This window comes from Rhodococcus globerulus NBRC 14531, assembly GCF_001894805.1.
Lineage (GTDB): Bacteria > Actinomycetota > Actinomycetes > Mycobacteriales > Mycobacteriaceae > Rhodococcus_F > Rhodococcus_F globerula.
In genome coordinates this window covers 407,200-433,557 of sequence record NZ_BCWX01000005.1, presented here as the reverse complement: position 1 = coordinate 433,557, position 26,358 = coordinate 407,200, and the positions used below count along the sequence as shown (strand labels likewise).

29 protein-coding genes and 1 pseudogene are annotated in these 26,358 nt (G+C 62.3%); 15 read left to right on the top strand and 15 right to left on the bottom strand.

What is annotated here, in order from left to right; genetic code table 11:
- Positions 1-38 precede the first annotated feature (38 nt).
- Positions 39-752: a YoaK family protein gene (locus RG2_RS25755; protein ID WP_080711773.1), complete on the top strand. Its 714-nt coding sequence runs from the start codon at positions 39-41 to the stop codon at positions 750-752.
- Positions 753-840: 88 nt separating this feature from the next.
- On the opposite strand, the gene RG2_RS25750 is transcribed toward RG2_RS25755, so the two are convergent.
- Positions 841-1,842 carry a PHP domain-containing protein gene (locus tag RG2_RS25750; protein ID WP_033235262.1) on the bottom strand — a complete coding sequence of 334 codons (1,002 nt, stop codon included), beginning with the start codon at positions 1,840-1,842 and terminating at the stop codon, positions 841-843.
- Between the two features lie 60 nt (positions 1,843-1,902).
- On the opposite strand from RG2_RS25750, the pseudogene RG2_RS32040 reads away from it, so the two are divergent.
- The 4 genes and pseudogenes from RG2_RS32040 to RG2_RS25735 form a co-directional block, all read left to right on the top strand.
- Positions 1,903-2,304, top strand: a pseudogene (locus RG2_RS32040) (TIGR03668 family PPOX class F420-dependent oxidoreductase); the annotation flags it as partial.
- Complete coding sequence (locus RG2_RS31585; RefSeq protein WP_033235415.1) at positions 2,305-3,021, top strand: cyclase family protein; 717 nt, start codon at positions 2,305-2,307, stop codon at positions 3,019-3,021.
- Between the two features lie 143 nt (positions 3,022-3,164).
- Positions 3,165-4,295, top strand: coding sequence for an ABC transporter permease (locus RG2_RS25740; protein ID WP_033235263.1), 1,131 nt, complete (start codon positions 3,165-3,167; stop codon positions 4,293-4,295).
- The gene (locus RG2_RS25735; RefSeq protein ID WP_033235264.1) at positions 4,292-4,975 is read left to right on the top strand and encodes an ABC transporter ATP-binding protein; all 684 of its coding nucleotides are present in this window, start codon (positions 4,292-4,294) and stop codon (positions 4,973-4,975) included. The genes RG2_RS25740 and RG2_RS25735 overlap by 4 nt, the downstream gene beginning before the upstream one ends.
- Here RG2_RS25735 and RG2_RS25730 read toward each other — a convergent pair.
- Genes RG2_RS25730 through RG2_RS25720 form a run of 3 tightly spaced genes read right to left on the bottom strand, consistent with a single transcriptional unit; the run spans position 4,899 to position 7,486 of the window.
- Positions 4,899-5,831, bottom strand: a complete 933-nt coding sequence (locus RG2_RS25730) for a metal ABC transporter permease (protein ID WP_230590220.1) — start codon at positions 5,829-5,831, stop codon at positions 4,899-4,901. The two genes, RG2_RS25735 and RG2_RS25730, sit on opposite strands and share 77 nt — an antisense overlap.
- 3 nt (positions 5,832-5,834) lie before the next feature.
- A complete protein-coding gene (locus RG2_RS25725; RefSeq protein ID WP_033235265.1) occupies positions 5,835-6,566 on the bottom strand; it encodes a metal ABC transporter ATP-binding protein in 732 nt (243 codons plus the stop codon).
- Positions 6,563-7,486: a metal ABC transporter substrate-binding protein gene (locus RG2_RS25720; protein ID WP_033235266.1), complete on the bottom strand. Its 924-nt coding sequence runs from the start codon at positions 7,484-7,486 to the stop codon at positions 6,563-6,565. Before RG2_RS25720 ends, RG2_RS25725 begins: the two co-directional genes overlap by 4 nt.
- 77 nt (positions 7,487-7,563) lie before the next feature.
- On the opposite strand from RG2_RS25720, the gene RG2_RS25715 reads away from it, so the two are divergent.
- From RG2_RS25715 to RG2_RS25695, 6 genes are all read left to right on the top strand, one after another.
- Positions 7,564-8,238 carry an SDR family oxidoreductase gene (locus tag RG2_RS25715; protein ID WP_033235267.1) on the top strand — a complete coding sequence of 225 codons (675 nt, stop codon included), beginning with the start codon at positions 7,564-7,566 and terminating at the stop codon, positions 8,236-8,238.
- Between the two features lie 116 nt (positions 8,239-8,354).
- Positions 8,355-8,504, top strand: a complete 150-nt coding sequence (locus RG2_RS31915) for a hypothetical protein (RefSeq protein ID WP_155276689.1) — start codon at positions 8,355-8,357, stop codon at positions 8,502-8,504.
- A complete protein-coding gene (locus tag RG2_RS25710; protein ID WP_033235268.1) occupies positions 8,501-9,400 on the top strand; it encodes a TIGR04222 domain-containing membrane protein in 900 nt (299 codons plus the stop codon). The genes RG2_RS31915 and RG2_RS25710 overlap by 4 nt, the downstream gene beginning before the upstream one ends.
- Positions 9,397-10,275: a TIGR04222 domain-containing membrane protein gene (locus RG2_RS25705; protein WP_033235269.1), complete on the top strand. Its 879-nt coding sequence runs from the start codon at positions 9,397-9,399 to the stop codon at positions 10,273-10,275. Before RG2_RS25710 ends, RG2_RS25705 begins: the two co-directional genes overlap by 4 nt.
- On the top strand, positions 10,272-11,096 hold the full coding sequence (locus RG2_RS25700; RefSeq protein ID WP_033235270.1) for an MbnB/TglH/ChrH family RiPP precursor modification enzyme: 825 nt from the start codon (positions 10,272-10,274) through the stop codon (positions 11,094-11,096). The genes RG2_RS25705 and RG2_RS25700 overlap by 4 nt, the downstream gene beginning before the upstream one ends.
- Entirely contained in the window at positions 11,093-11,428 is a 336-nt protein-coding gene (locus RG2_RS25695; protein ID WP_033235417.1) for an SCO6045 C-terminal-like domain-containing protein, read from the top strand. The genes RG2_RS25700 and RG2_RS25695 overlap by 4 nt, the downstream gene beginning before the upstream one ends.
- On the opposite strand, the gene RG2_RS25690 is transcribed toward RG2_RS25695, so the two are convergent.
- The 9 genes from RG2_RS25690 to leuS form a co-directional block, all read right to left on the bottom strand.
- A complete protein-coding gene (locus tag RG2_RS25690; protein ID WP_033235271.1) occupies positions 11,417-12,211 on the bottom strand; it encodes a family 1 encapsulin nanocompartment shell protein in 795 nt (264 codons plus the stop codon). The genes RG2_RS25695 and RG2_RS25690 overlap by 12 nt on opposite strands.
- Positions 12,208-13,275: a Dyp-type peroxidase gene (locus RG2_RS25685; protein ID WP_095888072.1), complete on the bottom strand. Its 1,068-nt coding sequence runs from the start codon at positions 13,273-13,275 to the stop codon at positions 12,208-12,210. Before RG2_RS25685 ends, RG2_RS25690 begins: the two co-directional genes overlap by 4 nt.
- 56 nt (positions 13,276-13,331) lie before the next feature.
- Positions 13,332-14,288 (bottom strand): SMP-30/gluconolactonase/LRE family protein, encoded by a 957-nt coding sequence (locus tag RG2_RS25680; protein WP_033235272.1) that lies wholly within the window; start codon positions 14,286-14,288, stop codon positions 13,332-13,334.
- Between the two features lie 33 nt (positions 14,289-14,321).
- Positions 14,322-15,278, bottom strand: a complete 957-nt coding sequence (locus tag RG2_RS25675; protein ID WP_033235273.1) for an alpha/beta fold hydrolase — start codon at positions 15,276-15,278, stop codon at positions 14,322-14,324.
- Between the two features lies 1 nt (position 15,279).
- Positions 15,280-15,654, bottom strand: coding sequence for a nuclear transport factor 2 family protein (locus tag RG2_RS25670; protein ID WP_033235274.1), 375 nt, complete (start codon positions 15,652-15,654; stop codon positions 15,280-15,282).
- Positions 15,655-15,863: 209 nt separating this feature from the next.
- Complete coding sequence (locus RG2_RS25665) at positions 15,864-16,400, bottom strand: DNA alkylation repair protein (protein WP_230590222.1); 537 nt, start codon at positions 16,398-16,400, stop codon at positions 15,864-15,866.
- 63 nt (positions 16,401-16,463) lie between these two features.
- Positions 16,464-17,969: an MFS transporter gene (locus RG2_RS25660; protein WP_033235275.1), complete on the bottom strand. Its 1,506-nt coding sequence runs from the start codon at positions 17,967-17,969 to the stop codon at positions 16,464-16,466.
- 177 nt (positions 17,970-18,146) lie between these two features.
- On the bottom strand, positions 18,147-18,332 hold the full coding sequence (locus RG2_RS25655) for a hypothetical protein (protein ID WP_033235276.1): 186 nt from the start codon (positions 18,330-18,332) through the stop codon (positions 18,147-18,149).
- Between the two features lie 62 nt (positions 18,333-18,394).
- On the bottom strand, positions 18,395-21,241 hold the full coding sequence (gene leuS, locus RG2_RS25650; protein ID WP_033235277.1) for a leucine--tRNA ligase: 2,847 nt from the start codon (positions 21,239-21,241) through the stop codon (positions 18,395-18,397).
- A 102-nt stretch (positions 21,242-21,343) separates the two neighbouring features.
- Between leuS and RG2_RS25645 the strand changes: the two genes are divergently transcribed.
- Positions 21,344-21,823 (top strand): SdpI family protein, encoded by a 480-nt coding sequence (locus RG2_RS25645; protein WP_033235278.1) that lies wholly within the window; start codon positions 21,344-21,346, stop codon positions 21,821-21,823.
- A gap of 5 nt (positions 21,824-21,828) precedes the next feature.
- The gene (locus tag RG2_RS25640) at positions 21,829-22,785 is read left to right on the top strand and encodes an SdpI family protein (RefSeq protein ID WP_033235279.1); all 957 of its coding nucleotides are present in this window, start codon (positions 21,829-21,831) and stop codon (positions 22,783-22,785) included.
- On the opposite strand, the gene RG2_RS25635 is transcribed toward RG2_RS25640, so the two are convergent.
- Positions 22,782-23,450 (bottom strand): FadR/GntR family transcriptional regulator, encoded by a 669-nt coding sequence (locus RG2_RS25635; protein ID WP_033235280.1) that lies wholly within the window; start codon positions 23,448-23,450, stop codon positions 22,782-22,784. The genes RG2_RS25640 and RG2_RS25635 overlap by 4 nt on opposite strands.
- Positions 23,451-23,521: 71 nt before the next feature.
- On the opposite strand from RG2_RS25635, the gene RG2_RS25630 reads away from it, so the two are divergent.
- Together RG2_RS25630 and RG2_RS25625 are read left to right on the top strand one after the other, a co-directional pair.
- Positions 23,522-24,760, top strand: a complete 1,239-nt coding sequence (locus RG2_RS25630) for an MFS transporter (RefSeq protein WP_051730598.1) — start codon at positions 23,522-23,524, stop codon at positions 24,758-24,760.
- A 4-nt stretch (positions 24,761-24,764) separates the two neighbouring features.
- Entirely contained in the window at positions 24,765-25,745 is a 981-nt protein-coding gene (locus RG2_RS25625) for a bile acid:sodium symporter family protein (RefSeq protein ID WP_033235281.1), read from the top strand.
- A gap of 1 nt (position 25,746) precedes the next feature.
- On the opposite strand, the gene RG2_RS25620 is transcribed toward RG2_RS25625, so the two are convergent.
- On the bottom strand, positions 25,747-26,352 hold the full coding sequence (locus RG2_RS25620; RefSeq protein ID WP_033235282.1) for a YqgE/AlgH family protein: 606 nt from the start codon (positions 26,350-26,352) through the stop codon (positions 25,747-25,749).
- Positions 26,353-26,358: the final 6 nt, after the last annotated feature.

Sequence of the window (26,358 nt, the reverse complement as noted above, 5' to 3'; positions counted from 1 at the left end):
AACACTCCCCGGTCTCAGCTGTATTCTCAGGAAACTTCATGACAATCTCGTACAAGCAAAACACCGATGGCACCACCGCAAGCGCAAGTTTCAACCACGAAAGCATCGGCGTTGCAACGATGATGGCCCTGACCTTCGTGACCGGACTAGTCGATGCGGTCGGATACCTCGGCCTCGACCGGGTGTTCACCGGCAACATGACCGGCAACATCGTCATACTGGGTATGGCCGTTGCCGGCGCCGACGAGCTTCCCGTACTGGGGCCAGCAATCGCACTGATTGCCTTTACCTTTGGGGCGTGTACGTGCGGGCTGCTGCTTCGCGGGTCGCCTGCAGGATGGCACACACGGACCACAGCACTATTCGCGACAGGTGGAATAGTTCTCCTCGGCTTAGCCGTATCGATGTTCGTGGTCGGCGACACCATGTCGGCAGTCCAACAGATCGTCTTCGCAGCGGTTATTGCACTGGTCATGGGCGAGCAGGCAGCGGTAGCAAGGGCTCTCGCGGTCAAGGATATGACCACGGTCGTGGTCACTTCGACCCTGACCTCGCTTGCAAGTGAGACGTTCTTCGGAACGGGATCCGCGTTGTGGAATCGGCGCGTCGGCGCGATCGTCACCATTTTCGTCGGCGCAATTGTCGGAGCACTACTTCTGTTGCTGCACGTTGCGCTCGCGTTGTTGATCGCTGCGTGCATCACTATCGCCGTTTCATTTATCGGCCACCGCTACCTGACCCGAGTTGATTGAGATCAGCCGTCGTAATCAACATGGAAAGCAGTAAGAGCCCTCGGTCTTCGGCGCGGTCGCAGCGGACCACCGCTGCCTTCCAGCCCTCTCAGTTGCCAGCCCATTCGAGGAGCGCGTCGGCCGTCCACGTGTTGATCACCCGATCGGCGTCGACGCCGCACTTTTCGGCGCGCTCGCACCCGTAGCCCTGCCATGCCAATTGGCCGGGAGCATGAGCGTCGGTGTCGATGGAGAACATGCAGTCGAGATCGAGGGCCAACTCGATCAACCGCGACGGCGGATCACGACGTTCGGGCCGGGAATTGATCTCCACAGCAGTACCGGATTCGCGGCAGGCCTCGAACACTTTCTCGGCGTCGAACTGCGATTCGGGACGAGTACCGCGACCACCCTCGACAAGCCGGCCGGTGCAGTGGCCGAGAATGTCTACCCGCGGATTACGCACCGCGGCAAGCATTCTGCGAGTCATGGCCTCGCGTTCGGATCGCAGTTTGGAATGCACACTCGCCACCACGATGTCGAGTTCGTCGAGCAGATCCGGGTCCTGATCGAGGGAACCGTCTTCGAGGATGTCGACCTCGATACCTGTAAGGATCCGGAACGGGGCCAGTTCCGCATTCAATGCGGCAATGACGTCGAGTTGAGCTCGCAGGCGATCCGCGGACAGCCCGTTGGCGACGGTCAGACGCGGTGAGTGGTCGGTGAGCGCGCAGTAGTCATGGCCCAACGCGGCAGCCCGTCGCATCATTTCCTCGATGGGGCTGCCGCCGTCGGACCAATCGGAGTGCGTGTGCAGATCGCCGCGCAAAGCCTGCCGCAGCGGGCCGTCGCCGATAGGTTGCGCCTGTCCCCGCAACTCGGCGAGGTACTCGGGAACACCGTCGTACGACTGGGCAATGATCGTCGCTGTTTTGGGTCCGATGCCGGTGAGGGCTTTCCAACTGTCGGCTTTGCGACGCGATTCCTTCTCGTCGTCCGACAGCCCTGCGAAGACCTCAGCGGCACGCCGGTAGGCCTTCACTCGGTGCGTCTCGGCCCGCGATCGTTCGAGCCAGTAGGCGATCTCCCGAAGCGCTTCATCCGGTTCCATGGGTCCACTGTTCCGTCAGCAGGCGCTCGCGGCAACCCCTGATCCACTTACGCTGTGGATATGGACGATCCGAAAGCACGATTCTCCACAGCACGAGTAGCACGACTGGCGACCGCCGATACCAACAGTGTTCCCCACATCGTGCCGCTCGTGTTTGTTGTTGTCGGCAACACCGTCTACTCGTGTGTCGACCACAAACCGAAAACCACAACCGCACTTCGCCGGCTGAAGAACATAGCCGCGACGGGCCACGTCAGCCTGCTGGTCGATCGCTACGACGACGACTGGTCGCAGCTGTGGTGGGTACGGGCGGACGGTGATGCCGAAATTCTGGAGCCGGGAACCGACGAGGCGGAGAGCGCGATCGACGCCCTGGCTTCGAAATATCCTCAATACGTTGACACCCGCCCGAACGGGCAGGTGATCGCGGTACGCAATGTCCGCTGGTCTTCGTGGGAATCGCTGCAAAGCAACAGCTTTGGCACACCGCATCGCATCGTCTCGCTCTCACATGTCAACGACCCCGCATCCACGCCGATCTTTCCCGGCGACCCGGAGTTCGCCCTCGAGACGGCCACCACCGTCGAAGCTGACGGCTATTACCTGCAGTACGTCAAGCAGGGTGAACACACCGGAACCCATTGGGGCGCACCGGCACATTTTGAACTCGGCGGCCTGACCGCGGATCAATTGGATCCTGCCGACCTGTACTTACCCGCAGTGAAAATCGACATCCGGGAGAAGTCTGCCCTGAATTCCGACTACATTCTCAGGGTCGACGATCTGGTCGACTGGGAATCGAGGCACGGGCGGATACCGGACGGCGCTGCGGTGATCTTGTGGACCGGCTGGGAATCCCGTTGGGGCACAGATCTGTACGCGAACATCGACGCCTCCGGTATTCATCAGCCGGGCTTCGGCGTCGACGCAGTTCGGTGGCTCCTCGATTCCGGACGGTTGGGCCGACGAGGCGCCCTGGGTACCGACACCTTCGGACCCGACGCCGGGAGCGACGACAGCTACGCCGTCTCCACCCTGCTGTACGGCGCCCATCGCATCAGTCTGGAGAATCTTGCCAACCTGAGTGCCCTCCCCACCACGGGTGCGCATGTGCTTGTGGGAGGCACTGTCAATCGTGGCGGTTCCGGGTCGCCGGCGACGGTGTATGCGCTGATCTGACGTAGATAACGACACTTACCGACACCCTGTCGACATGTTCCCGACAGGGCGTCGGTATGATTACGACACAGTGTCGTAATAGCTACAGCGTCGTAATTGTCGTACAACCGTCGGCCAGGTCGCCGACACACTTCGGAGGCATCATGTTTCTGGCCGTGCGCGAACTCGTGTTCGCGCGAACTCGATTTTTGCTGATGGGCGCCGTGATCGCCCTCATCTCGATCCTGATGGTGATCATGGCCGGACTGTCTTCCGGCCTCGTCAACGACGGCGTATCGGGCCTGCAACGCACACCGGCACAAGCCTTTGCTTTTGCCGAAGGCACCAAATCCGATTCCGCATTCAGCCGTTCGGTGGTCACCGAAGAGCAGGCCCAAGCCTGGCGTGAGCGTCCCGACGTAGCCAATGCAGCCCTGTTCGGAAACATGATCGTGAATGCAAAAACCCAGAACGGCACCCCCGTCGACCTCACACTTTTCGGGATCGAGCCTGGCTCGTTCCTCGAACCTGCGGCCGCAGAAGGTACCGCGCTGAGCGGCGAGAACACCGTCATCGTCAGCAACACCGCCCGCGACGAGGGTGTGAATCTCGGCGATACAGTCACCGTCGACCGCCTCGGAACGGATCTAACAGTTGTCGGATTCACCAGTGACCAAAGAACTTTCGGCCACGTCGACGTTGCGTATGTTCCGCTGAGCACCTGGCAACAGATCCATGCCGGCACCAAGGCCGGTGAGGCACCGCGCGCCGACGCCTACAACGAGGGCAGTGTTATCGCCATCCAAGGCGTCGACGGTGTACTTCCCGATCTGAGTGCCGGCGACGCTGCTGCCGGAACCGCATCGAAGACGTTGACTGAATCTTTCGAATCCTCACCGGGTTACAGCGCCGAGATGATGACGATGACGATGATCAAGGCCTTCCTGTACGCAATATCAGCCTTGGTGGTCGGTGCGTTCTTCACCATCTGGACGGTGCAGCGCAGCCGTGAAATCGCAGTCATGCGCGCCATGGGAGCGTCCACCGGATTTCTGCTGCGCGACGGTCTGATGCAGGCTGTGATCGTCCTCGTTGCATCCGTATTGACCGGTGTGGCCGTAGGTTTGGGTCTCGGTAGCCTGCTCACCGGATCCGGGATGCCGTTTGCTCTCGAGGCGGGCCCCGTCGTCAGCGGTGCAGCACTGCTCACCGTCCTCGGTCTTGCCGGAGCCGTTGTTGCCATCGCCCGCATCTCGTCTGTGGACCCCCTTGCCGCGCTAGGAGAAAACCGATGACCGTTACAACTACCACGCTCGGATTGAATCTTGCTGCGGCGCAGCTCTGTTTCGGCGACGGCGACAACAACGTCACCGCACTCGACAATGTCGACCTGAGTGTGTTGCCCGGCGAGATCGTAGCCGTCGTCGGCCCGTCCGGTGCCGGAAAATCCAGTCTGCTTGCCGTTGCCGGTGGACTGACAACCCCGACGGGCGGCACCGTGACCGTGAACGGCACCACCATTACCGGCCTGTCCAAGAAGAAACTGGCCGAGTTTCGTCGCGACAACATCGGATTCGTGTTCCAGTCCGGCAATCTCATTCCGGCGTTGAGCGCGACCGATCAGTTACGTCTGGTCGAGAAGATCACCGGCCGAAAGGGATCGAAAACGCCGGCAGAATTGCTCGAGGCCGTCGGGATGACCCACCGCGCCAGCAGACGACCGGGTCAACTGTCCGGTGGTGAGCGTCAACGAGTGGGCATTGCGCGCGCTCTGATCAGCGATCCTTCCGTACTGCTGGTGGACGAGCCCACCGCAGCGCTCGACCGGCAACGCAGCCACGACATCGTCGAACTACTTGCCCGCGAAACTCACTCGAGCGGCGTCGCCACCGTCATGGTCACCCACGATCACGAAGTGCTTCGTCACTGCGATCGAGTTCTGGAGATGATTGACGGGCGCCTGCAGGCGCACTGAGCGATCGTCTGCGCCGCTGCACAATCCACTTGGCCAGAACCCCGTGGCTGGGGCTGAACAGATAGACCAGAGTGAAGACGATCCCTTGCGTCATCACCACCATGCCGCCGGACGCGGTGTCGAGGTAGTAACTGATGTAGATGCCGGTGATCGCGCACGCTGCCGATATGGCGGGCGCGATCATCAACATCCGCGAAAACCTGTCGGTCAGAAGGTAAGCCGTTGCACCGGGAATGATCAGCATGGCAACCACCAGCACGACCCCGACGGCCTGCAGCGCGACCACGGCGGTGAGCGCGAGAACTCCCAACAGCAACGCACTGAGCCGCTTGGGGGAGAGCCCGATTGCGTTGGCGTGGACGGGATCGAAGGCAAACAGCGTGAGATCGCGGCGCTTGACCAGTAGTACGCCAAGGGCCACAGCACCGAGCACTGCCACCTGCAGAAGATCCGACGAACTCACGCCGAGCAAGTTACCGAAGATGATGTGATTGAGGTCGGTCTGGCTCGGCGTGACCGAGATCAACACCAACCCGAAGGCAAAGAGTGTGGTGAAGACGATCCCGATCGCGGCGTCCTCCTTGACGCGACTCGTGTTGCGTATCAATCCGATCAACGCGACGGCGATCAGCCCGAAGATCAGAGCGCCGATAGCAAACGGTGCTCCGACGACGTAAGCCAGCACCACTCCCGGCAGGACAGCGTGGGACACGGCATCACCCATGAGCGACCACCCGATGAGCACCAACCAGCAGCTGAGCACGCCGCACACCACCGCGGCGACCACGGCAACAGTCAAGGCGCGCACCATGAATCCGTATTCGAGCGGATCGAGAAGTAGTTCCACGATGTTCATCGATCAGGTCCTGTCCATCACGTCGAGGCCGAAGGCGAGGGCAAGGTTCTCCGGCCGAAGCACGGTATCGGGGTCGGAATGGACCAGTACCTTCCGCATGAGAAGTACCGCTTCGTCACACAGTTTCGGAACCGCGTGGAGGTCATGCGTCGAGACCAGAATCGACCGTCCGTCGGCCGCCAATTCCCGAAGAAGTGTGGAAATAGTTGCCTCGGAACGCTTGTCGACGCCCGCAAAAGGCTCGTCGAGCAACAGGATCGACGCGTCCTGCGCAATGCCGCGCGCAACAAACGCGCGCTTCTTCTGACCACCGGACAGCTGCCCGATCTGGCGGTCCGCGAATTCTGTCAGTTGCACTCGCTCCAGAGCATGGGCAACAGCATCTCGATCAGCGCGTCGTGGACGCCGGGTGAACCCCATGTGCCCGTACCGGCCCATCATCACCACGTCGCGAACACTGATCGGAAAACTCCAGTCGACGTCCTCGCTCTGCGGAACGTATCCGACGTACCCCTTCTTGCGGGCCACCACCGCCTCGATGCCGGCGATACGCACAGACCCGCTGTCCGGCTTGATCATTCCCATGATCACCTTGAACAACGTCGACTTTCCCGAGCCGTTCATCCCGATCAGGCCGCACACGCTGCCCGAGTTCAGCGTCAGGTCGACGTGCTCGAGCGCATGCACGTCGCCGTAGTGGACGCTGACGTTCTCGACGCGGATCGCTTCGCTCATGATGTCCCTCCGGTGAGTCCGCCGAGGATGACGTCGGTGTCGTGACGAATCATGTCCAGGTACGTGGGCACGGGGCCGTCTGCTTCGGACAACGAGTCGACGTACAGAGTGCCACCGAATTTCGCTCCCGTTGCGCCGACAACCTGCTGCATCGGGGCATCCGAGACCGTCGACTCGCAGAACACCGCGGGAACGGCGTTGGCCCGGACGAAGTCGATGGCCGCAATGATCTGTTGCGGGGTGGCTTGCTGCTCGGCGTTGACGGGCCAGATGTACGCCTCACTGAGCCCGGCATCTCGGGTGAGGTAGGAGAACGCACCCTCACAGCTCACCAGCGCGCGTTGACCGGCAGGCAGCGTTGCCAGGCCGCTGACCAGCCGATCCTGCACCGATTGGAGTTCCGCCTTGTACTTCGCCCCGTTCTCGGCAAATGCTGCTGCATTATCCGGATCAAGATCGCTGAACGCGGCCACCATGTTGTCGACGTAGATCTGTGTGTTCAACGGCGACATCCACGCATGCGGATTGGGCTTGCCCGCATAGGCGTCACCAGCGATGGGAATACCCTCGACGCCCTCACTCACCACGACGTGCGGCACGTCGAGGCCGTCGACGAACTTGGCGAACCACGCTTCGAGATTCATGCCGTTGTCGAGGATCAAATCGGCCTCGTTGGCACGACGAATGTCACCGGGAGTCGGTTCGTATCCGTGGATCTCGGCTCCGGCCTTGGTGATCGACTCGACGCGAAGATTGTCGCCCGCGACGTTCTGCGCGATGTCCGAGAGGACGGTGAACGTCGTCAGTACTACCGGGCGGTCATCGTCGGCGGAGTTCACCGCAGAGCATCCAACGAGGAACACTGCCGCCAGAGCAACAATCCCCAGGCGGCGGTAGTTTTTCGCGTCGCGAGTCGTCATAGTAAAACTCTAATGTCAGGGCTATCAAATACACAAGTTCGGGTAGCCGAACAATCATGGGTCGTTAAGCTCAGCCCATGCGTCCTACTGCCTTGATCACTGGTTCCAGCCGCGGCCTCGGAGCTGCGATAGCGCGCGAACTCGCACCGACCCACGACCTGGTGCTCGGCGCCCGTTCCGCGGCTTCCCTCGAGGCGATCACCGCCGAACTGCCCGGTTCCACATCGTGGCCCGTCGACCTCACCGATTACGACGCCGTCACCGCATCCGTTCCCGTCAACAAGCTGAATGTCCTGGTGCACAATGCCGGCATCGCGGATCTCGGGACCATCGAGGAATCCTCGGTCGATCAGTGGCGGCGCACATTCGAGGCCAATGTCATCGCCGTAGCCGAACTGACTCGCGTACTCCTTCCCGCTCTCCGTGCCGGCGGCGGTCACGTCGTGCTGATCAACTCCGGCGCCGGACTGCGCGCCAATGCCGGCTGGGGATCGTACGCAGCCAGCAAGTTTGCACTCCGGGCGTTTGGCGACGCATTGCGGCTCGAGGAACCGTCGTTGCGCGTGACGTCCATCCACCCGGGCAGAATCGACACCGATATGCAGCGCGAGATTGTTGCCGGGGAGGGCGGAAACTACGAACCGAGCAGCTTCCTGAAGGCCTCCACTGTGGCACGTGCGGTGCGCACTGCCGTCGAAACTCCCGCCGACGCCCATCCGACGGAGGTAGTTCTCCGACCTACCGGCCGGTAAAACTCCTGTTCGACGGTAACAGAATGGTGACGATCGACCCCTGGATATCGCTTTCTCGCAACGCGCCCCGATACTGACATCAGTTGTAGGACAAGGACGTTGAAAGGTGGAGCGCAATGAATAATCATACGGACAAGTGGGAATTTTCCACTGAACCTTGCCGCGCGCGATACGTCGCCGCCACCCACGGCGCGTTGGCGATCGCCCGCCCCCTGACGCCTGCTGAAATGGGCATCCTGACCGACAGCGGGGGGTGGGGAGGATGAGCACCTACGCAGCCGACACCTGGGGAATTCCCAGCCAGACCTTCCTGCAGTGGTACCTCGTAGCCGCTGCAGTCGCTGTTGGACTGTCTCTCTACAGCCGAATGGCAGCACGCCGGTCACCAACAGTTGTCGACGCGGTTCGACGGCCACTGACGCCCCCCGAAGTCGGTGCCCTGACGAGCGACTACCAGGCCATCCTCGCCTCGATGGCAATACTGCGCAGCGCCGATCTCATCACCACCGCCGGGAAAGCCGCACGAGTCCTGACCAAGGAGGACAAGGGCCGCCTGGACTGGTTCACCCGCACTCTCCACAAGCGGCTCGGCAGCGGCACAGTACCGCTACGTCAAGTGCGCCTGCTCGGGCGGATGAATGTCGCGCTAGCCCAACTCCGTACTGGACTGATCGACGGGGGCTACCTTCAGCGCCCGCAGCAGGGCGTCGACGCACTACTGCGAACCACCCCTCTGGTCGCAGTCATCGGCCTCGGCGTGGTCCGGTTGATCTTCGGCGTGGCCGGCGGCAAGCCCGTCGGATTCCTGCTTCTGACGATCATCGTGTTGGCAGCGTTGATTCCGTTGCTACGCATCAATCGTCGACGCACTGCGTTAGGTGAAAGCGAACTGCGTCGACTCAAGCATGAGAACTCGTACCTCTCGCCCAAACTGCGGCCGTCGTTCACCAGCTACGGGCCATCTCTCGCCGGGTTGTCGGCAGCCCTGTTCGGTTCCGGCGCACTGGTTCTGGTTGATCCGGCCCTGGCAGGAGCTGTGGCTGCCGGCGCGGCGTACAGCCCCGGCGGTGGAGGCTCGAGTTCCCACAGTTGCGGCTCGTTCTCGGGTTCGGATGGTGGCGGTAGCAGCAGCAGTTGTGGAGGCGGGGGGTGCGGAGGATGAACGCCTACGCCGCCGACACCTGGGGAATCCCCAGCCGAGAATTCCTGTACGGCTACATCATTGTCGCTATTACGCTGGTTATTCTGACCGTCTTGTGGCGCTTGACGCTTCGAGCACGCCAGGTCCCCGTCGAGTTCATCGATCAGCTCACCCCACCCGAAGTCGGCATGCTCACGGGTGAGGCCCGCGCTATCGCAGCATCGTTGGCAATCCTGCGCGGCGCCGGTCTGATCACGATCGACGGCGCGGTTCTCCGGCCGCTGGGACCAGGTGACGCGACACTCGATTGGTACACCCGCACGGTCTACGACAAGTTGGCTGAGCAAGCCTCACCCCACCGTCGACGCCAACTCGCCGAGCGAATGACCGTGGAATCGACTCAGCTGCGGAACTCACTGGTGGACAAGGGATATCTGACGGCACCTAGTACGCGGCGGTCGATCTGGTTCGCCACTCTTCCCCTGAAAATCCTGGTGGCAGTCGGAGTCGTGAGAATCGTGTTCGGGGTGGTGGGCGACAAGCCCTTCGAGTTCCTGCTTCTCGCTGTGATCGCCACCGGCTTCATGATCCCCGTCCTCGGATTGACGTTCGATCGCACAGCATCAGGCAACGCGGCGCGGTCTGCGTTGACGAAATCTCACGACTACCTCGCTCCACGCAACAACCCCGCGTTCTCCGCCTACGGACCACGATTGGCCGGCATGTCCGCGGCTCTCTTCGCCGGATCGGCATTCCTGATGATCAATCCGGCGCTGGCATCCGCAGCGGGAATCGGCGCCGACGGAGGAAGCAGTGGAGGCGGCGACGGCAGCGGAAGTAGTTGTGGCGGTGGCGGCGGCGGATGTGGTGGCGGCGGCGGAGGGTGCGGGGGATGACTCTCCACGGCCTCGGAATCGGCTGGCGCCCCGAAATCTCGGGAATCATCGCTCAGCTGGACGGCCTCGCGTTCTGTGAGGTGATTGCGGAATCCCTCGGCAGTTCACTGCCGCCCGAACTGGAACGGCTAGCCGTTCCGGTTATCCCACACGGCATTTCCCTGTCGCTGGGTGGCGCGGACCCGCTAGATCCTCGGCGCGTCGAGCACCTGGCCCAGGTAGCCGGGCTGCGCGGCGTGCCGATGGTCAGCGAACACATCGCGTTTGTCCGCGCCGGCGGCATCGAAGCGGGGCACCTGTTGCCGGTTCCCCGGACGTACGAGGCTCTGGATGTCCTGACGCGCAACATCACCCACGCCCAGGAGAATCTCCCCGTACCACTCGCGGTGGAGAACATCGCGGCTCTCTTCGACTGGCCGGACGACGAACTCACCGAGGCCGAGTTTCTGTCGGAACTGATCGAACGCACCGAGGTTCGGTTGGTACTCGACATCGCGAATGTCTACGCGAATTCGCTCAACCGTGGCCTGGATGCATGGACCGAATTGTGCCGACTACCCCTGGAACACATTGCGTATTGCCATATCGCCGGTGGCAGCGTGCACGACGGCAAGTACCACGACACCCACACCGATCCCGTTCCCCGGCAGGTCGTGGAACTGCTCGAGCAATTCACCGCGGCGGGGCACCATCCCGCGATCATGCTCGAGCGGGACGGTAATTACCCACCAGCGCACGAACTTCTGGGCGAACTCGATTCCATAGCCGATGCTGCAGGACTGCGTCGTATCACCGCGAATACCGAGTGGTCACGCACATGAGCAGCCTCGGAGCACGTCAAGAGGCCCTGATACGGGCGTTGGTCGCGGACGGTGAATTACCGCCGGGATTCAATGCAGAGGACACCGCTGTCGCGTCGGTGGCCCTGATTCGCAAGCGCGCCGGAGAAGTGGCGCACCACCTTCCGATGGTGCGCCACACCCTTGGCGATCGATATCTCGAGTTGTTCACGGCCTGGGCCGTCGGGCGACCGAAGACGTCGTCACATGCCGACGCCCAAGCGTTTGTCGCCCACCTGCAGGACAGCGGCGAACTGCCACGCCGGCCCTGGTATCGACGGTTACCAGTTCAGTATCGACGGTTACGTCAGTGAGACAACGGCTTCACTGGTGTACATGAGGAATGTCATCGACTCCTGGAAGTACAGTTCCACCGATTCGGCATCGTGTGACAGATAGCCGATCGACAGATCCTGCCCGATGTGCAACTCGTAATCGCCACCGCGCGTCGACATCAGGAACGCACCGTCGATAGCCGGAGCCCAGATGATGTCGCCGTCGAGCACCCGCCTGATGTGCTCGCGAATCGGGTAGCCGTGGTCGGAGGTTTCGTTGATCTGAGTGAACGCATCTGCGTTGAGCAGCAACGAATACGGGCCGTTGACACCGGCCAGACGCAACGCCGTGAGAGCCTGGCTGATGGCCTCGGGGTAATCCTTGGCGTCGGCAGGCAGCTTCAGTTCAGGGTTGGAACCACTCGCGCGCACACCCGTGATATTTGCCGCCGGGTATCCCTCGAACACGGCACGATCCTCGGCAAAGGCGATCTTCTGAGCCGCGTCCTTGACCGGCTGCCAATCGGAATCCTTTGCGCCGCGCTCGACGTCGTCGATTGCCTGGCGGCTGACGGTGAACGGCACCCTCAGTTCGATGATCGGCTGCGACTGACGAGCGTGTGCGATCACCCCGTCCGCGAGTGAACTGATCGGAACCTGATGCCCCAACGCAACACAGGCAAGATCGTCGCCCGACGGACCCTCGACGTCGACAACCCGGCGGCCGGCAACGTGACGCTTGAAGGTGCGGCTGGCCTCTTCTTCGATCTCGGCCCACGCTGCTGCCGATATGGGTGCTAGGTCGCGGTGCAGGTTTGTCATTGCTGGGCACTCCTTTTGAGACTGCCGATTCCGAGAGAACCGTCAGAGATGGGCTTTGTGAACGTCGCTTCGGGGACGAGCCTGGCCGGCACGTCCGGGGGATCATCGAGAAAATCCGCCGTCGGAACGAAGAAATTGATACCGGTGACGGCGGTCGAGAAATCGAGAATGCGGTCGTAGTTGCCGACGGGATTCCCGATGAACATGTTGCGGAGCATCTGCTCGGTGACCGTCGGCGATGCCGAGTAACCGATGAAGTAGGTGCCCATCTCCGCCGAGCCGACATGGCCGAACGGCATGTTGTCACGCAGAATCTGGATCTGCTCGCCAGATTCGTCCTCGATGACGGTGAGTGCGGTGTGAGCGTTTGAGGGCTTGGTGTCGTCGTCCATCTCGAGGTCTTCGAGCTTGGAGCGTCCGATGACGTTCTCCTGCTCCTCGACGGGCAGAGCATTCCACTCCGACATGTCGTGGAGATACTTCTGGACGATGACGTAGCTGCTGCCCGCGAACTCCGGATCCTCGTCGCCGACAGTGACCGCGACATATGCCGCTTGCCCGGACGGGTTCTCGGTGCCGTCCACGAACCCCATCAGATCGCGCTGCTCGAAATACTTGAATCCGTGCACCTCGTCGACCACGGAAGCCGCCCCGGCCAACCTCGTCGTCACAACCGAAGCGAACTCGAAGCACAGATCCATCTGACGGGCCCGGATGTGGAACAGCAGGTCACCCGGCGTGCGGGGAGCGTGGTGTTTGTCACCCGTCAGCTCGACAAACGGATGCAGTTCCGCAGGTCGCGGGCCCTCGAACAATCGGTCCCAGGCATCCGAACCGATGCCGACCACGGTGGCCAAGCCACCTGCGGGAACCCGGAATCCGATGGATCGCTGCAGCCCCGAGATATCAGCCAGAACGTCGTGAACTGCCTGCTCACCACCCTCGTCGATGGTGAAAACCAGGAAGATCGCAGCCTCCGTGAGCGGCGTCAGCAGTGGCTGGGGTACCGCGGGCAGGCTTGTCCCAGCTCTCTCGGCCTCGTCGATCGCACTCGTTTCCGCCATGCAGACCAGTATGGCCGATTTGGACACTCCCGGCAGCAGTAGTCGAGAAGTCCGACTTACGGTGTCGCCGCCTGAGCACCCGCGTCGAATCCCGCCGGAATCTCGAAAATCTTTCCGTCGAACCCGGCCCGGTAGAGGTGTCCGGCTGCAAATCCGGAGTTGCCACGACCGTAGGTCAACACACTCGACGCCTGAAGTCCGCTGGTGAGCGCGCAGTACTGACCGGGGCCGTCGATACGCCACACCTCACCGCTGATGTCCGTGGGGACGATCGCGCGGTCATGCGAATCCAACGTCAAACCATCTGGGGCTGAGAATATTTCGAGACCACTGAGATCAACCAGCGACTCCGAATAGCCCGGATTGTCGACGGAGATGCGGCTGACCCCCGGATTGGCAAACGTGCGCGACACGTAAAGCCAGCGATTGTCGGCACTCAATGCGGCCCCGTTAGCACTCGGGAGGCTCGCCCACGCCGGGTCTACGGCGCCGTTGGGGCTGACCTTTCCGATCAGCGAACCAAAATCGTTGGTGGCATAGATCGTTCCGTCATGTGCCACGGCAAGACCATTTGCAGCGCTCAGACCACCGGCGATCGGCGTCACGACACCCGAGTTCACGTCCACCCGCGCGACCGACGCAGCCCGCGTCAGATCGCCGATCAGCACGCCAGCGTTGGCTCCGGTTCCCACCAGCAGTGAACCGTCCGGGCTCCACGCGAGTGCGCCCGCACCGCCGGGAACCGTCGCGATCGGGACTGCTGCCGCACCCGGCGCGTCGATCCGAAAGATGCGCCCGCTCACCAGGTCTGTCGCGTACAGGCGACCCTGCCCGTCCACGGTGACACCCTCGAGGGCCGCGCCCGGAATCTGGGCGCTGAGGATCGCGGGGGACGATCCAGGGCAGGGCGGAGCGGCGGCGGCACCGGACACACCCAGAGCCAGAAGCGAACCGGCAACAAGAGCACCGGTGATACCCACTCGAATACCGCGATCGAAGATCCTGGTGCGCATCTGCGCAACGCTAGACCTTCGGCCCGATTTCGCCTAGAGAGACCGAAGGAAAGAGATCAAAAGTTCATTGACCTCGGTAGCACGTTCTTGTTGTACGAAGTGCCCCGCGCCGCCGAGAAGGTGCACACCTCGCAACTCGGGGACGGTGTCCTTCATGCGGTCCAATGCCTTGGGGCCGCTCATCGCGATGACCGGATCCTCGGCGCCCGCGACGAAGAGCGTCGGGACGTTGATGTGAGCGCCGTCGAGATCCTCATTGCGTTCCCAGTTTGCGTCGTAGGCTCGGTACCAGCTCAATCCTCCAGTGAATCCTGTTGCAGTAAAAGTCTTTACGTAGACATCGAAGTCCTCTTCCGTGAGCCACGACCAAGGCAACGCGGGCGCCTCGGGGAGTACGTCCAGGTAGCCGTTTCCCTCGGAGGGGTGATCCCACACATCGAGGTATCGATAGGCACCGGACAAAGCGTGGAAGAGTCGCTGCAGGAATTCACGCGGCTGGGCGTCGAGTTCCCGCTCCGCCACACCTGGTTCTTGGAAGTAGTGGATGTGCAGAAAGTGCTTGCGCGCCATGGCGGCGTAGATTGTGGACGGCCTGGCCGGAAAGCGGTCCGGCGCATAGGGAACCGCCAAGGAGACCAGTCCCGCAACACGATCCGGGTAGCGCAGAGCGGTGGTCCACGCAGCCGGTGCGCCAAAATCGTGACCGACAAAGACGGCTTTGTCGATTCCGAGAGCGTCGAGAAGCGCGATCATCCGGGCGGCGACCGCGTCGTTGGTGTATTCGTCGATCGCATCGGGGCGTGTAGTGCCGCCGTAACCGGGCATGTCGAGGGCGATCGCCCGAAAACCCGCGTCTGCCAAGGCCGTCGACTGATGTCGATAGCTGTAGCCGAGGCCAGGGAAGCCGTGACACAGAACCACAGCTGTCCCTGAACCGGAATCGTCCATCTGCCAACGGAATCCGTCGACATCGATCGTCTTCACCGTCATGTCAGGCGCTGATCATGTCTTCCTGGTTCCAGAATGCGCGCATCGACAGGATCTTTCCGTCGTCGTCGAAGGTCATGACGTCGATGGGCGCGATGGTCAGCGTCTGCTCACCGAGCTTGGTGATCAGCGAGAAGTGGAAGGCCGCTTCGTTTCCGGCAATGCGGAGGGTGTGCAGGTGAGCTTCCTGGTCGAAGTTCTCGATCACGGAGTAGAACTCGAGAATGGACTCGCGGGTGGTGCGCACGTCGGAACCAACCGGGTCTTCGACCGTTGCACCCTCGGCATACAGGGCCACAACCTGGGCGGCAGTGCCCGTGGCGACTGTCTCGATGTAGGCGTCGACGGTCTTGCGGATTACCTCTGCGGACGGTGCCATGGTCTACCCCTCGTAGTTAGAACAGGTTCTAATTCTGAGGATAACCTACGTCTCTGATCCACGGGTCAGGTTTCGAGCACCTTGCGCAGGCGAGCCTTCTTCCGGTTCTCCCGGACGATCCAGACGACATCGGTGTCGTCCGACGCCTCCAGGGAGACGAATGCCGGCAGGGCGTTCTCCGGATCCGCCGCGACCGCGACGCTCCAGCATTATCCGAGCGCCTGCCGGAGAGTACGTGTGTCGGCGTCACGACGGGAATCAGCTGGTTGCGAGACGATCCACTCGGTAGCGTCTCGGCACACCCGGACGGCCAGCACAGTGTTGGTCTTGTCCTTCAGCAGCCGCGGCTCGCAGATCCCGGCAGCCGCTGCGCGCAGCGTCAATGGATGGGCGGAACGTGCCCACTGCTCGATGATCGCCCGCAACAATTCCGGATCCGTGTCACCTATCGCCTGAACAGCCATCGCGGCGCCTTCACGTGCACGCCACGAAGCACTGGTGGTTGCCTCCGTCAGACTGTCCAGGACAGCCTCGTCGCGCGAACGAACAAGGATGAATCCGAGCCCGACGATCCCACAGCAGCGGATGTATTCGTCTTCGGACTCCACCGCCTGCAGGATGTCGTCGCTGTCGGCGCCGCGCGCGAACTCGAGCATGAGCGCGAGGTTCGCGCGCGGGCCGGGCAATCCTGAACGCTCCTGCAGATAACTCCACAGTTCATCGCCGTCCAGATCCGCGAACGTCATGGGAGTCCTTTCGTCGGTACACCCAATCCTGTCAGCCCGGATCTACACGCGCAGCGTGTCCGCTCAGTGAGCAGGGAGGAGGGACGTCTCCTGCGCCGCGCCGTCTTCTGCGCCGATCTGGACGATGTTTCGCGGCAGGAACACAGCTGCGATCGCGCCGAGAACTGCTGCAGCAGCGCCGATCAGGAACGCGATACGCATGCCCTCGTCGGTGTAGAACACAGCGCCCTCCATCGCCATCGCGATGTGCGAGTTCAAGACCGTGAAGGCGATGACGGGAAGGACCGCGGGGAAGATGCTCTGGAAGACCGCGACCATGCTCGCCGTGCTTGCCTGCAACTGCGGCGGCACTGCTTCGATGAGCAGGTTCGGAATCGATGCATAGCCCATACCCATACCGACGCCGAAGATTCCGGCAAAGATGATGAGCAGCGGCTTGTTGTCGTGGATGGTCGCTGTCAAGGTGAACCCGACCGCCATGAGGGTCATGCCGATGATCATCAGCAGACGAGGTCGGATGTTGCGGCCAACGAGGAAGCCGACGATCAAGCCACCGACCACTACCATGCCGCCCAGAGGCGCCTGGAAGATCGCGAATCCTTCTGCCGTGACGCCGAATCCGTATCCCAACCCGAGGACTGCTGGGGTCATCACCATCATCGGTAGCAGAATCGTGAATACGCCCGAAGCGCCGTAGCAGAACCCTGCGCCGACGGCAGTGAGCATCACCGAACGCTTACCGAAGTAGCGCAGGTCGATCAGCGGCTCACGGATGGCGCGAGCAGAGGCCACCCACGCGATCAGTAGCGCGACGCCGCCGATCAGATAAGCCAGCGTCGAACCACTCTTCCAGCCCCAGGTCGGACCGAAGCTGACGCCGATCAGAATTCCTGCGATACCCGATCCGAGGAGCGCCGCACCGATCAGATCGACCGACGAGCGTAGTCGCACAGCAGATTCCGCCGTCGAAGCGAAGATCATGCCGCCAAGGATGATCAACCCGACGAAGAAGAACCAGAAGATGCTCCGGAAACCGTGGTTGTCGATCAACCAACCCGTGAGGAACGGCGCCGGAATAGCGATCAGACCCATACCGGAAGTTGCGATACTGACTGCCAGCGCAACAGTTTTCGGCGGAAACACATCTCGAATAAGGGAGTAGCTCAAGAACAAGCACGGAACGAGCAGACCCGTCAGCGCCCGGCCCAGAATCAGGACGGCATAGCTCGGCGCGATCGCCGAGATGAAGGATCCGACTGCTGCACCCGCAACCGCAAGGAGCAGGATTTTTCGCTTGCCGTACATGTCTGCCAGCTTGCCGAGCAGTGGCGACGCAACCGCACCCAGCAGCAGGAAAGACGTCAGCAGCCAGGCTCCCTGCGTCGTTTGATAGTGCACCGAAATTGCGGGCAACGCCGTGGAAATCATCATGTAGCTCACTGCGAGCATTTCCAGGAGTAGAACGATTGACGCCAGCGAGAACACCAGTCGCGGAGTCCACCGCTCCGGTATCGATGTCGGTTCGGACAGACTGGGAGACGAACCGGAGCTGTGGACATCAGACGCCATGGCTGGAGATCCTTTCGGGAAATCTGCGAATTCGATTGACCCCCTGTCGAATACAGCCAACCGGGGGCCTTGCTGGGAAGTGCGGTGAACGACAGCTACCGATCTCGGTAACGTGTTACCTGCATCACAGCCCTCGCGTCGAACGCGCGCTACGTCATGTTCCGCGGAGCGGGACAATCAGGACAACGACTGAACGGCAGCCTCAATCGCGAGCCTGGCAGTGACTGAATTGTGAGCCAAGGCAACGATTTCCAGGTCGAACTGGATGCCGAAGTATTCGGCGGTCTTGGCTAATGGAATACCGACCACCCAGTACTTGACGATGACGCTCAGCGGCCATCCCGATCGTGTCGTCGGATTCAAGACAAAAAAGTGCGCCCTTCTGGTAGCCGGAACTACCAAAAGGGCGCACGGGGCCGAAGGCCCTAGAGGACGATGTTCACCATCTTGCCGGGCACGACGATCACCTTGCGGGGCGCATTGCCCTCGAGCAGGGCAACGATCTTCTCGTCGGCCAGGGCGATCTCCTCGACAGCCTTGCGATCGGCATCCGCCGGGACGCTGATGCGGCTACGCACCTTGCCGTTGACCTGGATCGGGTACTCGACGGTGTCCTCGACGAGCCACTTCTCCTCGACAGCCGGGAAGGGCCCGTGCGCAAGGGATTCCGTGTGACCGAGGCGTGACCACAGCTCTTCTGCCAGGTGCGGTGCCAGGGGAGCGAGCATCAGCACCAGCGGTTCGACGGCGGAGCGCGGAGCGCCGCCGGGGAAGGCCTTGGTGAGGTGGTTGTTGTACTCGATCAGCTTGGCGGCCGCAGTGTTGTCGCGCAGCGCGGTGTAATCCTCGCTGACACCGGCGATTGCCTTGTTGAGTGCACGAAGCGTCTCTTCACCCGGGGCCTCGTCGGTGACGCGGGGCTTTCCGGTCTCCTCGTCGATGACAACGCGCCACACGCGCTGCAGGAAGCGTGCAGCACCGACGACGTCCTTGGTCGCCCAGGGACGCGAGGTGTCCAGCGGACCCATCGACATCTCGTACACACGGAGCGTGTCCGCACCGAATTCGGCGCAAATCTCGTCCGGCGCAACGGCATTCTTCAGGCTCTTGCCCATCTTGCCGTACTCACGGTTGACCTCGGCGCCGTCGTAGAAGTACTTGCCGTCCTTCTCGACGACCTCTTCGGCGGGCACGTAGACGCCACGGGCATCGGTGTACGCGAAGGCCTGGATGTAGCCCTGGTTGTACAGGCGACGGTACGGCTCGCTCGAGGACACATAGCCCAGGTCGAAGAGCACCTTGTGCCAGAACCGCGAGTACAGCAGGTGCAGCACCGCGTGCTCGACGCCGCCGACGTAGAGGTCGACTCCACCGGGATCGTTGGGGCCGTGCAGCTCCGGACGCGGGCCCGTCCAGTAGGCCTCGTTCTGCGGATCGCAGAATGTGTCCTGGTTGGTGGGGTCGATGTAGCGCAGCTGGTACCACGAGCTACCGGCCCACTGCGGCATGACGTTGGTGTCGCGGTGGTAGGTCTGCAGGCCGTCGCCGAGGTCGAGTTCGACGTTGACCCAGTCGGTTGCCTTGTTCAGCGGGGGAGAGGGCTCTGAGTTGGCGTCGTCCGGATCGAAGGACACGGGTGCGTAGTCCTCGACCTCCGGAAGAACCACCGGCAGAGCCGAATCCGGTAGAGCATGCGCGTTTCCGGCAGCGTCGTACACGATCGGGAAAGGCTCGCCCCAGTAACGCTGACGCGCGAAGAGCCAGTCGCGCAGCTTGTACTGGATGGTGCCCTTGCCGTGACCGGACTCCTCGAGCTTGCTGATGACGGTGGCCTTGGCCTCAGCCACGTCCAGACCGTCAAGGTAGTCGGAATTCACCAGAGCGCCGTCACCGGAGTACGCGGCCTCCGAAACATCGCCGCCGGCAATAACTTCGAGAATATCGAGACCGAAAGCGTTGGCGAACTCCCAGTCACGGTGATCGTGTCCCGGAACAGCCATGATCGCGCCGGTACCGTAGCCGGTCAGAACGTAATCGGCGATGAAGACCGGAACCTTGTGGCCGTTGACGGGGTTGATCGCGTAGGAACCGAGGAAGACGCCGGTCTTCTCCTTGTTTTCCTGACGCTCCAGGTCCGTCTTGGCAGCGATCGACTTACGGTATGCCGCAACAGCTTCCGCAGGAGTGGTGGCGCCACCGGTCCAGCGTGCGTCGACGCCTTCCGGCCATTCGTCGGCAACAAGCTTGTCGACGAGATCGTGCTCGGGAGCCAGCGTCACGTACGTGGCACCGAACAACGTGTCGGGACGCGTCGTGAACACGTCGATGCCGTATTCACCTGCCGCAAAGGTAACTTCGGCGCCGTACGAGCGGCCGATCCAGTTGCGCTGCATGGCCTTGACCTTGTCCGGCCAATCCAGGTATTCGAGATCGTCGACCAGGCGGTCGGAGTACGCGGTGATGCGCATCATCCACTGCTGGAGGTGCTTGCGGAAGACGGGGAAGTTGCCGCGGTCGCTACGACCGTCGGCAGTGACCTCTTCGTTGGCCAGAACGGTACCCAGACCGGGGCACCAGTTCACCATCGAATCGGACTGGTAGACAAGGCGGTACGAGTCCACAACCTTGGCCTTCTCGGCCACGGTCAGAGAAGCCCAGTCGCGGCCGTCGTCGACAGCGCGCTCACCGGACTCGAACTCGGCTTCCAGCTCCGAGATACGACGGGCCTTGCCGGCCGCCTTGTCGTACCACGCGCCGTGGATCTGCAGGAAGATCCACTGCGTCCAGTGATAGAAGTCGACATCCGTCGTCGCCAGGCTACGACGCTCGTCATGGCCCAGGCCCAGGCGTCGGAGCTGACGCTTCATGTTGGCGATGTTCGCTTCGGTGGTCGTGCGCGGGTGGGTACCCGTCTGCACGGCGTACTGCTCGGCCGGCAGACCGAAGGCGTCGTAGCCGAGGGTGTGCAGGACGTTGCGGCCGTGCATGCGATGGAAGCGCGCAAAGACGTCGGTGGCGATGTAGCCGAGCGGGTGGCCGACGTGCAGACCCGAACCCGAGGGGTACGGGAACATGTCCTGAACGAACAGCTTGTCGGCGGGCACGCCGTCGGGGGAGGAGAGCGGACCGACCGGATTGGGCGCGTTGAACGTGCCCTCCTCGCTCCAGCGGTCCTGCCAGCGCTGCTCGATCTGGCCGGCAAGCTCCGCGGTGTAGCGGTGTTGCGGGGTGGCGTCGACTGGTGAATCGGGGGACTGCGGAGACTCGGTCACTGTGGTCGCTATCTACTTGGCTGCCGTTGAATACCGTTAACCAGGGTAGAGCCTGCGCCACCCGGGCATACCATCAACTCCACTCGCGCCTATCCTGTATGGGTGATCGTTGTTGCTGTAGTGCTGTTCGTGCTCGCTCTTGCCGTTGGTGGAGTCGCTGTTGCCGGACTGATCGGCAAGCTTCCGCGTAACCGCTGGGCGGGTATCCGGACCCCGGATACGTTGCGAAGCGAAGAATCGTTTGCGCTCGCCAACAAGGTGGCAGGCCCGACGATGGCCGCTGCGGCAGGCCTCCTCGTTCTCGGTGGCATCGGCGCGTTGACGATGAGCACCGCCATGGGCCTCGGCATCGCTCTTGTCGCCGTGGTGGGCGCAGTGTTCACCGCTGGTTTCGGCGGCAGCATCGGCGCCCGAGCGGCCGCAGCCCTGCCCGAGCAGAGCGGTTGCGGCAACGACTGCAACTGCGGACACACCGAAGAACCCGCGGCCGAAACCCCCGAAACCAAGGCAAATGCCGCCGACTGCGGCACCGGCTCCTGCGGTGCCTGTTCGCTCAAGGATGCTTGCCAGCCGACTCATTGATTCACGTGAAACATCGTGTAATCGATCCCGCCGGGGCATTCTTCGGTCTCCTTGTCCCCGTGCTGTGCGCGCTCGGCGGCGTTGTACTCACAACACTGTGGGACCCCCGGCTCCCCGACAAGATCGCCACGCACTGGTCCATGACATCGGCCGACGGCTTTGCGACACCCACGACCAGCGCGTGGACATTTGCTCTGCTGACCATTCTGTTCGGCGCCGGACTCTCGGCAATCGCAGCTCTCGCGCCCGCGATGCTGATGATGCGTCGATTCATGATCGTCCTCGGCCTGATCGTGGTGGGCATCATCACCGGTGGCCAGGTCGCATCGCTCCACGCTCAACTCGACGTGGTCGACCCGTCGGCCGTTCCCGCGCCCATCGGAGCCCTCGCGGCCGGAGCGCTCGGAGGATGCGTCGTCGGCCTGCTCGGAGCGTCGTTGCTACGCGACTATCGCCAGCGCACCGCGGCGACGGAAGCTCCGAACCGCGCTCTGCCCCGTAGCGACGCTGCACTGCCCATCACCGACGACGTCGGGTTCTCCACCAAGGGTTCCGTGATCTTCGGACTGATCATGGCGGCGCCCGGAATCATCCTCGGCTTGGTCAGCTCCGTCTGGTTCTTGGCACTGTTCCTCGTGCTTGCCGTGTTCTGCGTGACCCTCGTTCGCTTCCGCGTTGTTGTCGACACCACCGAGATCAAGGTGTTCAACATGGGCATGCCTGCGATGACTTACGGCGTCGACGAGGTTGTCGGTGCCAAGGTCGCGGAGATCAAACCATTTGCGGATTTCGGCGGCTGGGGACTCAAGAGCAAGGGGCGTCGCAACTACGGCATCGTCACACGCACCGGCCCCGCGGTCGTCATTACTTTTGCGGGCGGCGACAAGCTCACCGTCACCACCCCGAAAGCCGACGACATCGCCGGCGCATTGAACAGCCTCGCCGACGCCCGGAGCAGTTAATCGATCGCGCTCGACCCGATCGCTTCCTTCGTCTTCTCGAGATAGCCACACGCGGCGCTGCGGGCTCTGTTGACATCTCGGTCCGCGATGGCTGCCGCGACTCCTCGGTGATGCAGCGACGTCAATGACGGCGGGTGCACACCTTCCGTCACGTTGTAGGTGGCTCGAACGGTTTCGAGGATGCCGGCAAACAATTCCTTCAGAACCGGATTGTGTGCGGCCTCGACAACCGCGATGTGGAAGCCGAGATCGACCTCGACAAAATCGTCCCCGGCGTGGTCTCGCTTCTCCGCCAGCTCATGCAGAATCCGGACGTCCTCGTCCGTGCGCCGCTCGCACGCCAATCGGACCGCCTCGACCTCGAGCGCCCGACGCACCTCGAAGACGTACGTCATCTCTTCGACCGCGGCGTGGCGGCCCAGCAGACCGCCGATATCCGTCCGCGCCCGGACAAAGGTGCCCGATCCCCGCCTGATCTCGAGCACCCCGGTGGATGTCAGGGTCTTGATTGCCTCTCGGACAGTGTTCCGCCCGACGCCCAGGACACTCATCAGTTCCGGCTCCGTCGGGATGCGATTACCGACGGTCCACGAACCGTCCGCGATCTGCGCACGCATCCACTCGAGGGATTGTTCGTACGCCGATTCCTTGCGAACCACAGTCATCTGACCATCCTCACAGCATTCGCGCCGTTCGCGCCATTCGTTCCACTCCCTTACGATACGTAGGACGACCCATGTATTTGAGGAGGGGGTTTCCCACGTCCACGACAGCACTCGCCGCGCAAACCGCAACCCGCCGGACCAATCGACACTTCTACGGTGTCGGCTATGTCCTCACCGTGATCCTGCTCGGCGCGAACATGCCCACCTCCGTCTACGGGCTCTACCGCAGCGAGTTCGGATTCACGCCCACAATCCAGACGCTCATCTACGGCGTCTACGTCGCTGGGTTGGTGCCGGCGCTGCTGTTCTTCGGCCCACTCTCCGACTTTCTCGGCCGACGCGCCGTGCTCCTGATGTCACTGGCTTTGAGCGTCGCCGGAACGCTTGTCCTCGCTTTTGCCGACGCCACCGTCTGGCTGTTTCTCGGTCGGATCGCACAAGGAATTGCGGTGGGCGCAGTCAGCGCCGCCGGTAGCGCTGCGCTCGTTGAACAGGAGCCGACGTTCGATCACCGTCGCGCAGCTCTCGTCTCCACTGTGACGGGTGCGCTCGGGGGCGCGCTGGGACCGCTGGTCTCGGGCGCAATTGCGCAATACCTGCCCCAACCGCTGCGCCTGCCGTACCTGATTTTCCTTGTCGCGTTTGTTCCCGCCCTCATCGTTCTGTTGCTGCTACCGCGCGGCACAAGGACCGCTCGCCCGAAGAGCCTGTTCCAGATTCCCCGCGTTCCCGCGGTAATCCAGCAAACGTTCTGGCTCAGTTCACTTGCTGTCGCACTCTCCTGGGGAGCGGTCGGCCTGTTCCAATCCGTAGTCCCGTCCTGGATGACCAGCTTGCTCGGGATCAACAATCTTCTACTTGCCGGCGGCGCTGCCGCACTGGTCATGATCTGCTCCGTGATCGCTCAACTCGGTGGCAGCCGGATGGACCCCCGCACGTCCACGATCGTCGGTCTCGGAATTCTGGCTCTCGGGATGATCGGGTTGCTTGTCGTCGATATCGTTCCGAGCCTCGCACTGCTGAGCGTTGTCACCATTGTGGTCGGCGCCGGGCACGGATTGGTGTTTGCCGGCGGCATGAAACGAGTCAACGCCGCGGCGCGAGCACACGCCCGCGAAAGCCACGGCGCGATTCTCGCGGCGTTCTTTACCGTCAGTTACGCGGGGTTGGCGATACCGTCCATTCTCGCGGGCATCGCCATCACCGTCCAAGGGATGCAGACCGCGATAATCGAACTGTCGATCATCGGAGCAGTCTTGTGCCTGGTCATGATGACCTTCAACGCCCGCGCAGCACGTCGTTATCCTTAGCCAGGTGAAGTTTCTCAGCAGGTTCTACATCGACGGGTTCATCCTCGGCATCATCATCGCCGCAGTGCTCGGAAGTGTGTTCCCGGTATCGGGCACCGCTGAGACAGTGCTCGACTGGGCCACCAAGATCGCCATCGGCTTCCTGTTCCTGCTCTACGGCGCCCGCCTCTCGCCGCAGGAAGCCTGGAAGGGCGTCAAACACTGGCGGCTGCACAGCGTCGTGTTGGCGTCGACGTTTATCTTGTTCCCCTTGATCGGCCTGGCACTGCGATTCCTGTCGCCGACGCTGATCAGCGACGAGCTGTACACCGGCATCCTCTACATGTGCCTGGTTCCGTCGACGGTTCAGTCGTCGATCGCCTTCACGTCAATTGCCAAGGGAAACGTTGCGGGCGCGATCGTCAGTGCGTCGTTCTCCAACCTGATCGGCGTCTTCATCACCCCGCTGTTGGTGGTTCTCCTGATGAATACCACCGGCGAGGCAACCGTCGATTTCTCGGCGATCCTCGACATCGTCGTGCAGTTGCTGATCCCGTTCATCATTGGCCAGCTGATCCGGCCACTGGTAATCGGCTGGCTTCAAAAGTACGCAGAGCCAACAAAGTTCGTCGACCGCGGGTCCATCCTTCTGGTTGTCTTTGCCGCCTTCAGTGAGAGCATGAAGGAAGGCATCTGGAGCACCATCACGATCTGGCAGATCCTGATCCTGGTGGCGGTGTGCTGCGTGATCCTCGCGGTGGTGCTTGCGGTGACAACCTTCGCGGGGCGCAGGCTCGGCTTCGATCTAGCCGATCAGATCGTCATCATCTTCTGCGGATCGAAGAAATCCTTGGCGACGGGCCTGCCGATGGCGGCTGTCCTGTTCGCGGGTCAACCTGTCGGCCTGATCGTGTTGCCGCTGATGATCTTCCATCAAATCCAGCTGATCGTGTGTGCCGCGCTGGCGCAACGCTTCGCGAACCGGGATCCCATCAGAGTTGGTTAGATCAGTTCCGCTCAACCTCGATGGGATGAGTGGCCAACATGGCCAGCGGCAAGGGTTGGCGTCGTAGCACCCGGGCCCACACATCGATACGCGACGGCGTCACAACGTCCGACGGCAAGGAAGCGGTCACCATCCAGTCGTCGCGCTCGAGTTCCGAATCAAGCTGCCCAACAGTCCAACCCGAATACCCGGCGAAGATACGAATTCCCTCGACCAGCGGAGCAATCACGTTGGGATCGGAATCCAGATCCACCATCACCACCTTGCCGTCGACGCGCCGCAAACCCGCGACACCGTCGATGATTGCCCCGTTGCGCGCGGTGCCGAGACACAGTGCGGAATCGCGTTTCACCGGCCCGCCGACGTAGAGGGCCGACGGATTGGCGGCCAGTGGCGCCCACTGCGGAAGGACGTTCTGCACAGTCGTCTCGCTCGGCCGATTGATCACGACCCCAAGACTTCCCGCGTCGTTGTGTTCGATCATGTAGATGACGGTGCGGCGGAACGCAGGTTCAACGAGGTCGGTGGACGACACCAACAAGCTGCCTGGCCCAACCTCGGGTTCGATCCAGGCCATACGGTCTTCGGGTTCTTCTGCGTGCGACACACCTAC

Excerpts from the sequence above, each read along its gene's own strand:
- RG2_RS25705 (WP_033235269.1), top strand. The coding sequence starts at position 9,397 with ATGAACGCCTACGCCGCCGACACCTGGGGAATCCCCAGCCGAGAATTC.
- RG2_RS25660 (WP_033235275.1), bottom strand. The coding sequence starts at position 17,969 with ATGGCGTCTGATGTCCACAGCTCCGGTTCGTCTCCCAGTCTGTCCGAA.
- RG2_RS25690 (WP_033235271.1), bottom strand. The coding sequence starts at position 12,211 with ATGACAAACCTGCACCGCGACCTAGCACCCATATCGGCAGCAGCGTGG.
- RG2_RS25665 (WP_230590222.1), bottom strand. The coding sequence starts at position 16,400 with ATGACGTTCGCGGATCTGGACGGCGATGAACTGTGGAGTTATCTGCAG.
- RG2_RS25675 (WP_033235273.1), bottom strand. The coding sequence starts at position 15,278 with ATGACGGTGAAGACGATCGATGTCGACGGATTCCGTTGGCAGATGGAC.
- RG2_RS25635 (WP_033235280.1), bottom strand. The coding sequence starts at position 23,450 with ATGACTGTGGTTCGCAAGGAATCGGCGTACGAACAATCCCTCGAGTGG.
- RG2_RS25725 (WP_033235265.1), bottom strand. The coding sequence starts at position 6,566 with ATGAGCGAAGCGATCCGCGTCGAGAACGTCAGCGTCCACTACGGCGAC.
- RG2_RS25740 (WP_033235263.1), top strand. The coding sequence starts at position 3,165 with ATGTTTCTGGCCGTGCGCGAACTCGTGTTCGCGCGAACTCGATTTTTG.
- RG2_RS25720 (WP_033235266.1), bottom strand. The coding sequence starts at position 7,486 with ATGACGACTCGCGACGCGAAAAACTACCGCCGCCTGGGGATTGTTGCT.
- RG2_RS25710 (WP_033235268.1), top strand. The coding sequence starts at position 8,501 with ATGAGCACCTACGCAGCCGACACCTGGGGAATTCCCAGCCAGACCTTC.
- RG2_RS25755 (WP_080711773.1), top strand. The coding sequence starts at position 39 with ATGACAATCTCGTACAAGCAAAACACCGATGGCACCACCGCAAGCGCA.
- RG2_RS25700 (WP_033235270.1), top strand. The coding sequence starts at position 10,272 with ATGACTCTCCACGGCCTCGGAATCGGCTGGCGCCCCGAAATCTCGGGA.
- RG2_RS25715 (WP_033235267.1), top strand. The coding sequence starts at position 7,564 with ATGCGTCCTACTGCCTTGATCACTGGTTCCAGCCGCGGCCTCGGAGCT.
- RG2_RS31915 (WP_155276689.1), top strand. The coding sequence starts at position 8,355 with ATGAATAATCATACGGACAAGTGGGAATTTTCCACTGAACCTTGCCGC.
- RG2_RS25630 (WP_051730598.1), top strand. The coding sequence starts at position 23,522 with ATGTATTTGAGGAGGGGGTTTCCCACGTCCACGACAGCACTCGCCGCG.
- RG2_RS25750 (WP_033235262.1), bottom strand. The coding sequence starts at position 1,842 with ATGGAACCGGATGAAGCGCTTCGGGAGATCGCCTACTGGCTCGAACGA.
- RG2_RS25735 (WP_033235264.1), top strand. The coding sequence starts at position 4,292 with ATGACCGTTACAACTACCACGCTCGGATTGAATCTTGCTGCGGCGCAG.
- RG2_RS25695 (WP_033235417.1), top strand. The coding sequence starts at position 11,093 with ATGAGCAGCCTCGGAGCACGTCAAGAGGCCCTGATACGGGCGTTGGTC.
- RG2_RS25670 (WP_033235274.1), bottom strand. The coding sequence starts at position 15,654 with ATGGCACCGTCCGCAGAGGTAATCCGCAAGACCGTCGACGCCTACATC.
- RG2_RS25685 (WP_095888072.1), bottom strand. The coding sequence starts at position 13,275 with ATGGCGGAAACGAGTGCGATCGACGAGGCCGAGAGAGCTGGGACAAGC.
- RG2_RS25730 (WP_230590220.1), bottom strand. The coding sequence starts at position 5,831 with ATGAACATCGTGGAACTACTTCTCGATCCGCTCGAATACGGATTCATG.
- RG2_RS25680 (WP_033235272.1), bottom strand. The coding sequence starts at position 14,288 with ATGCGCACCAGGATCTTCGATCGCGGTATTCGAGTGGGTATCACCGGT.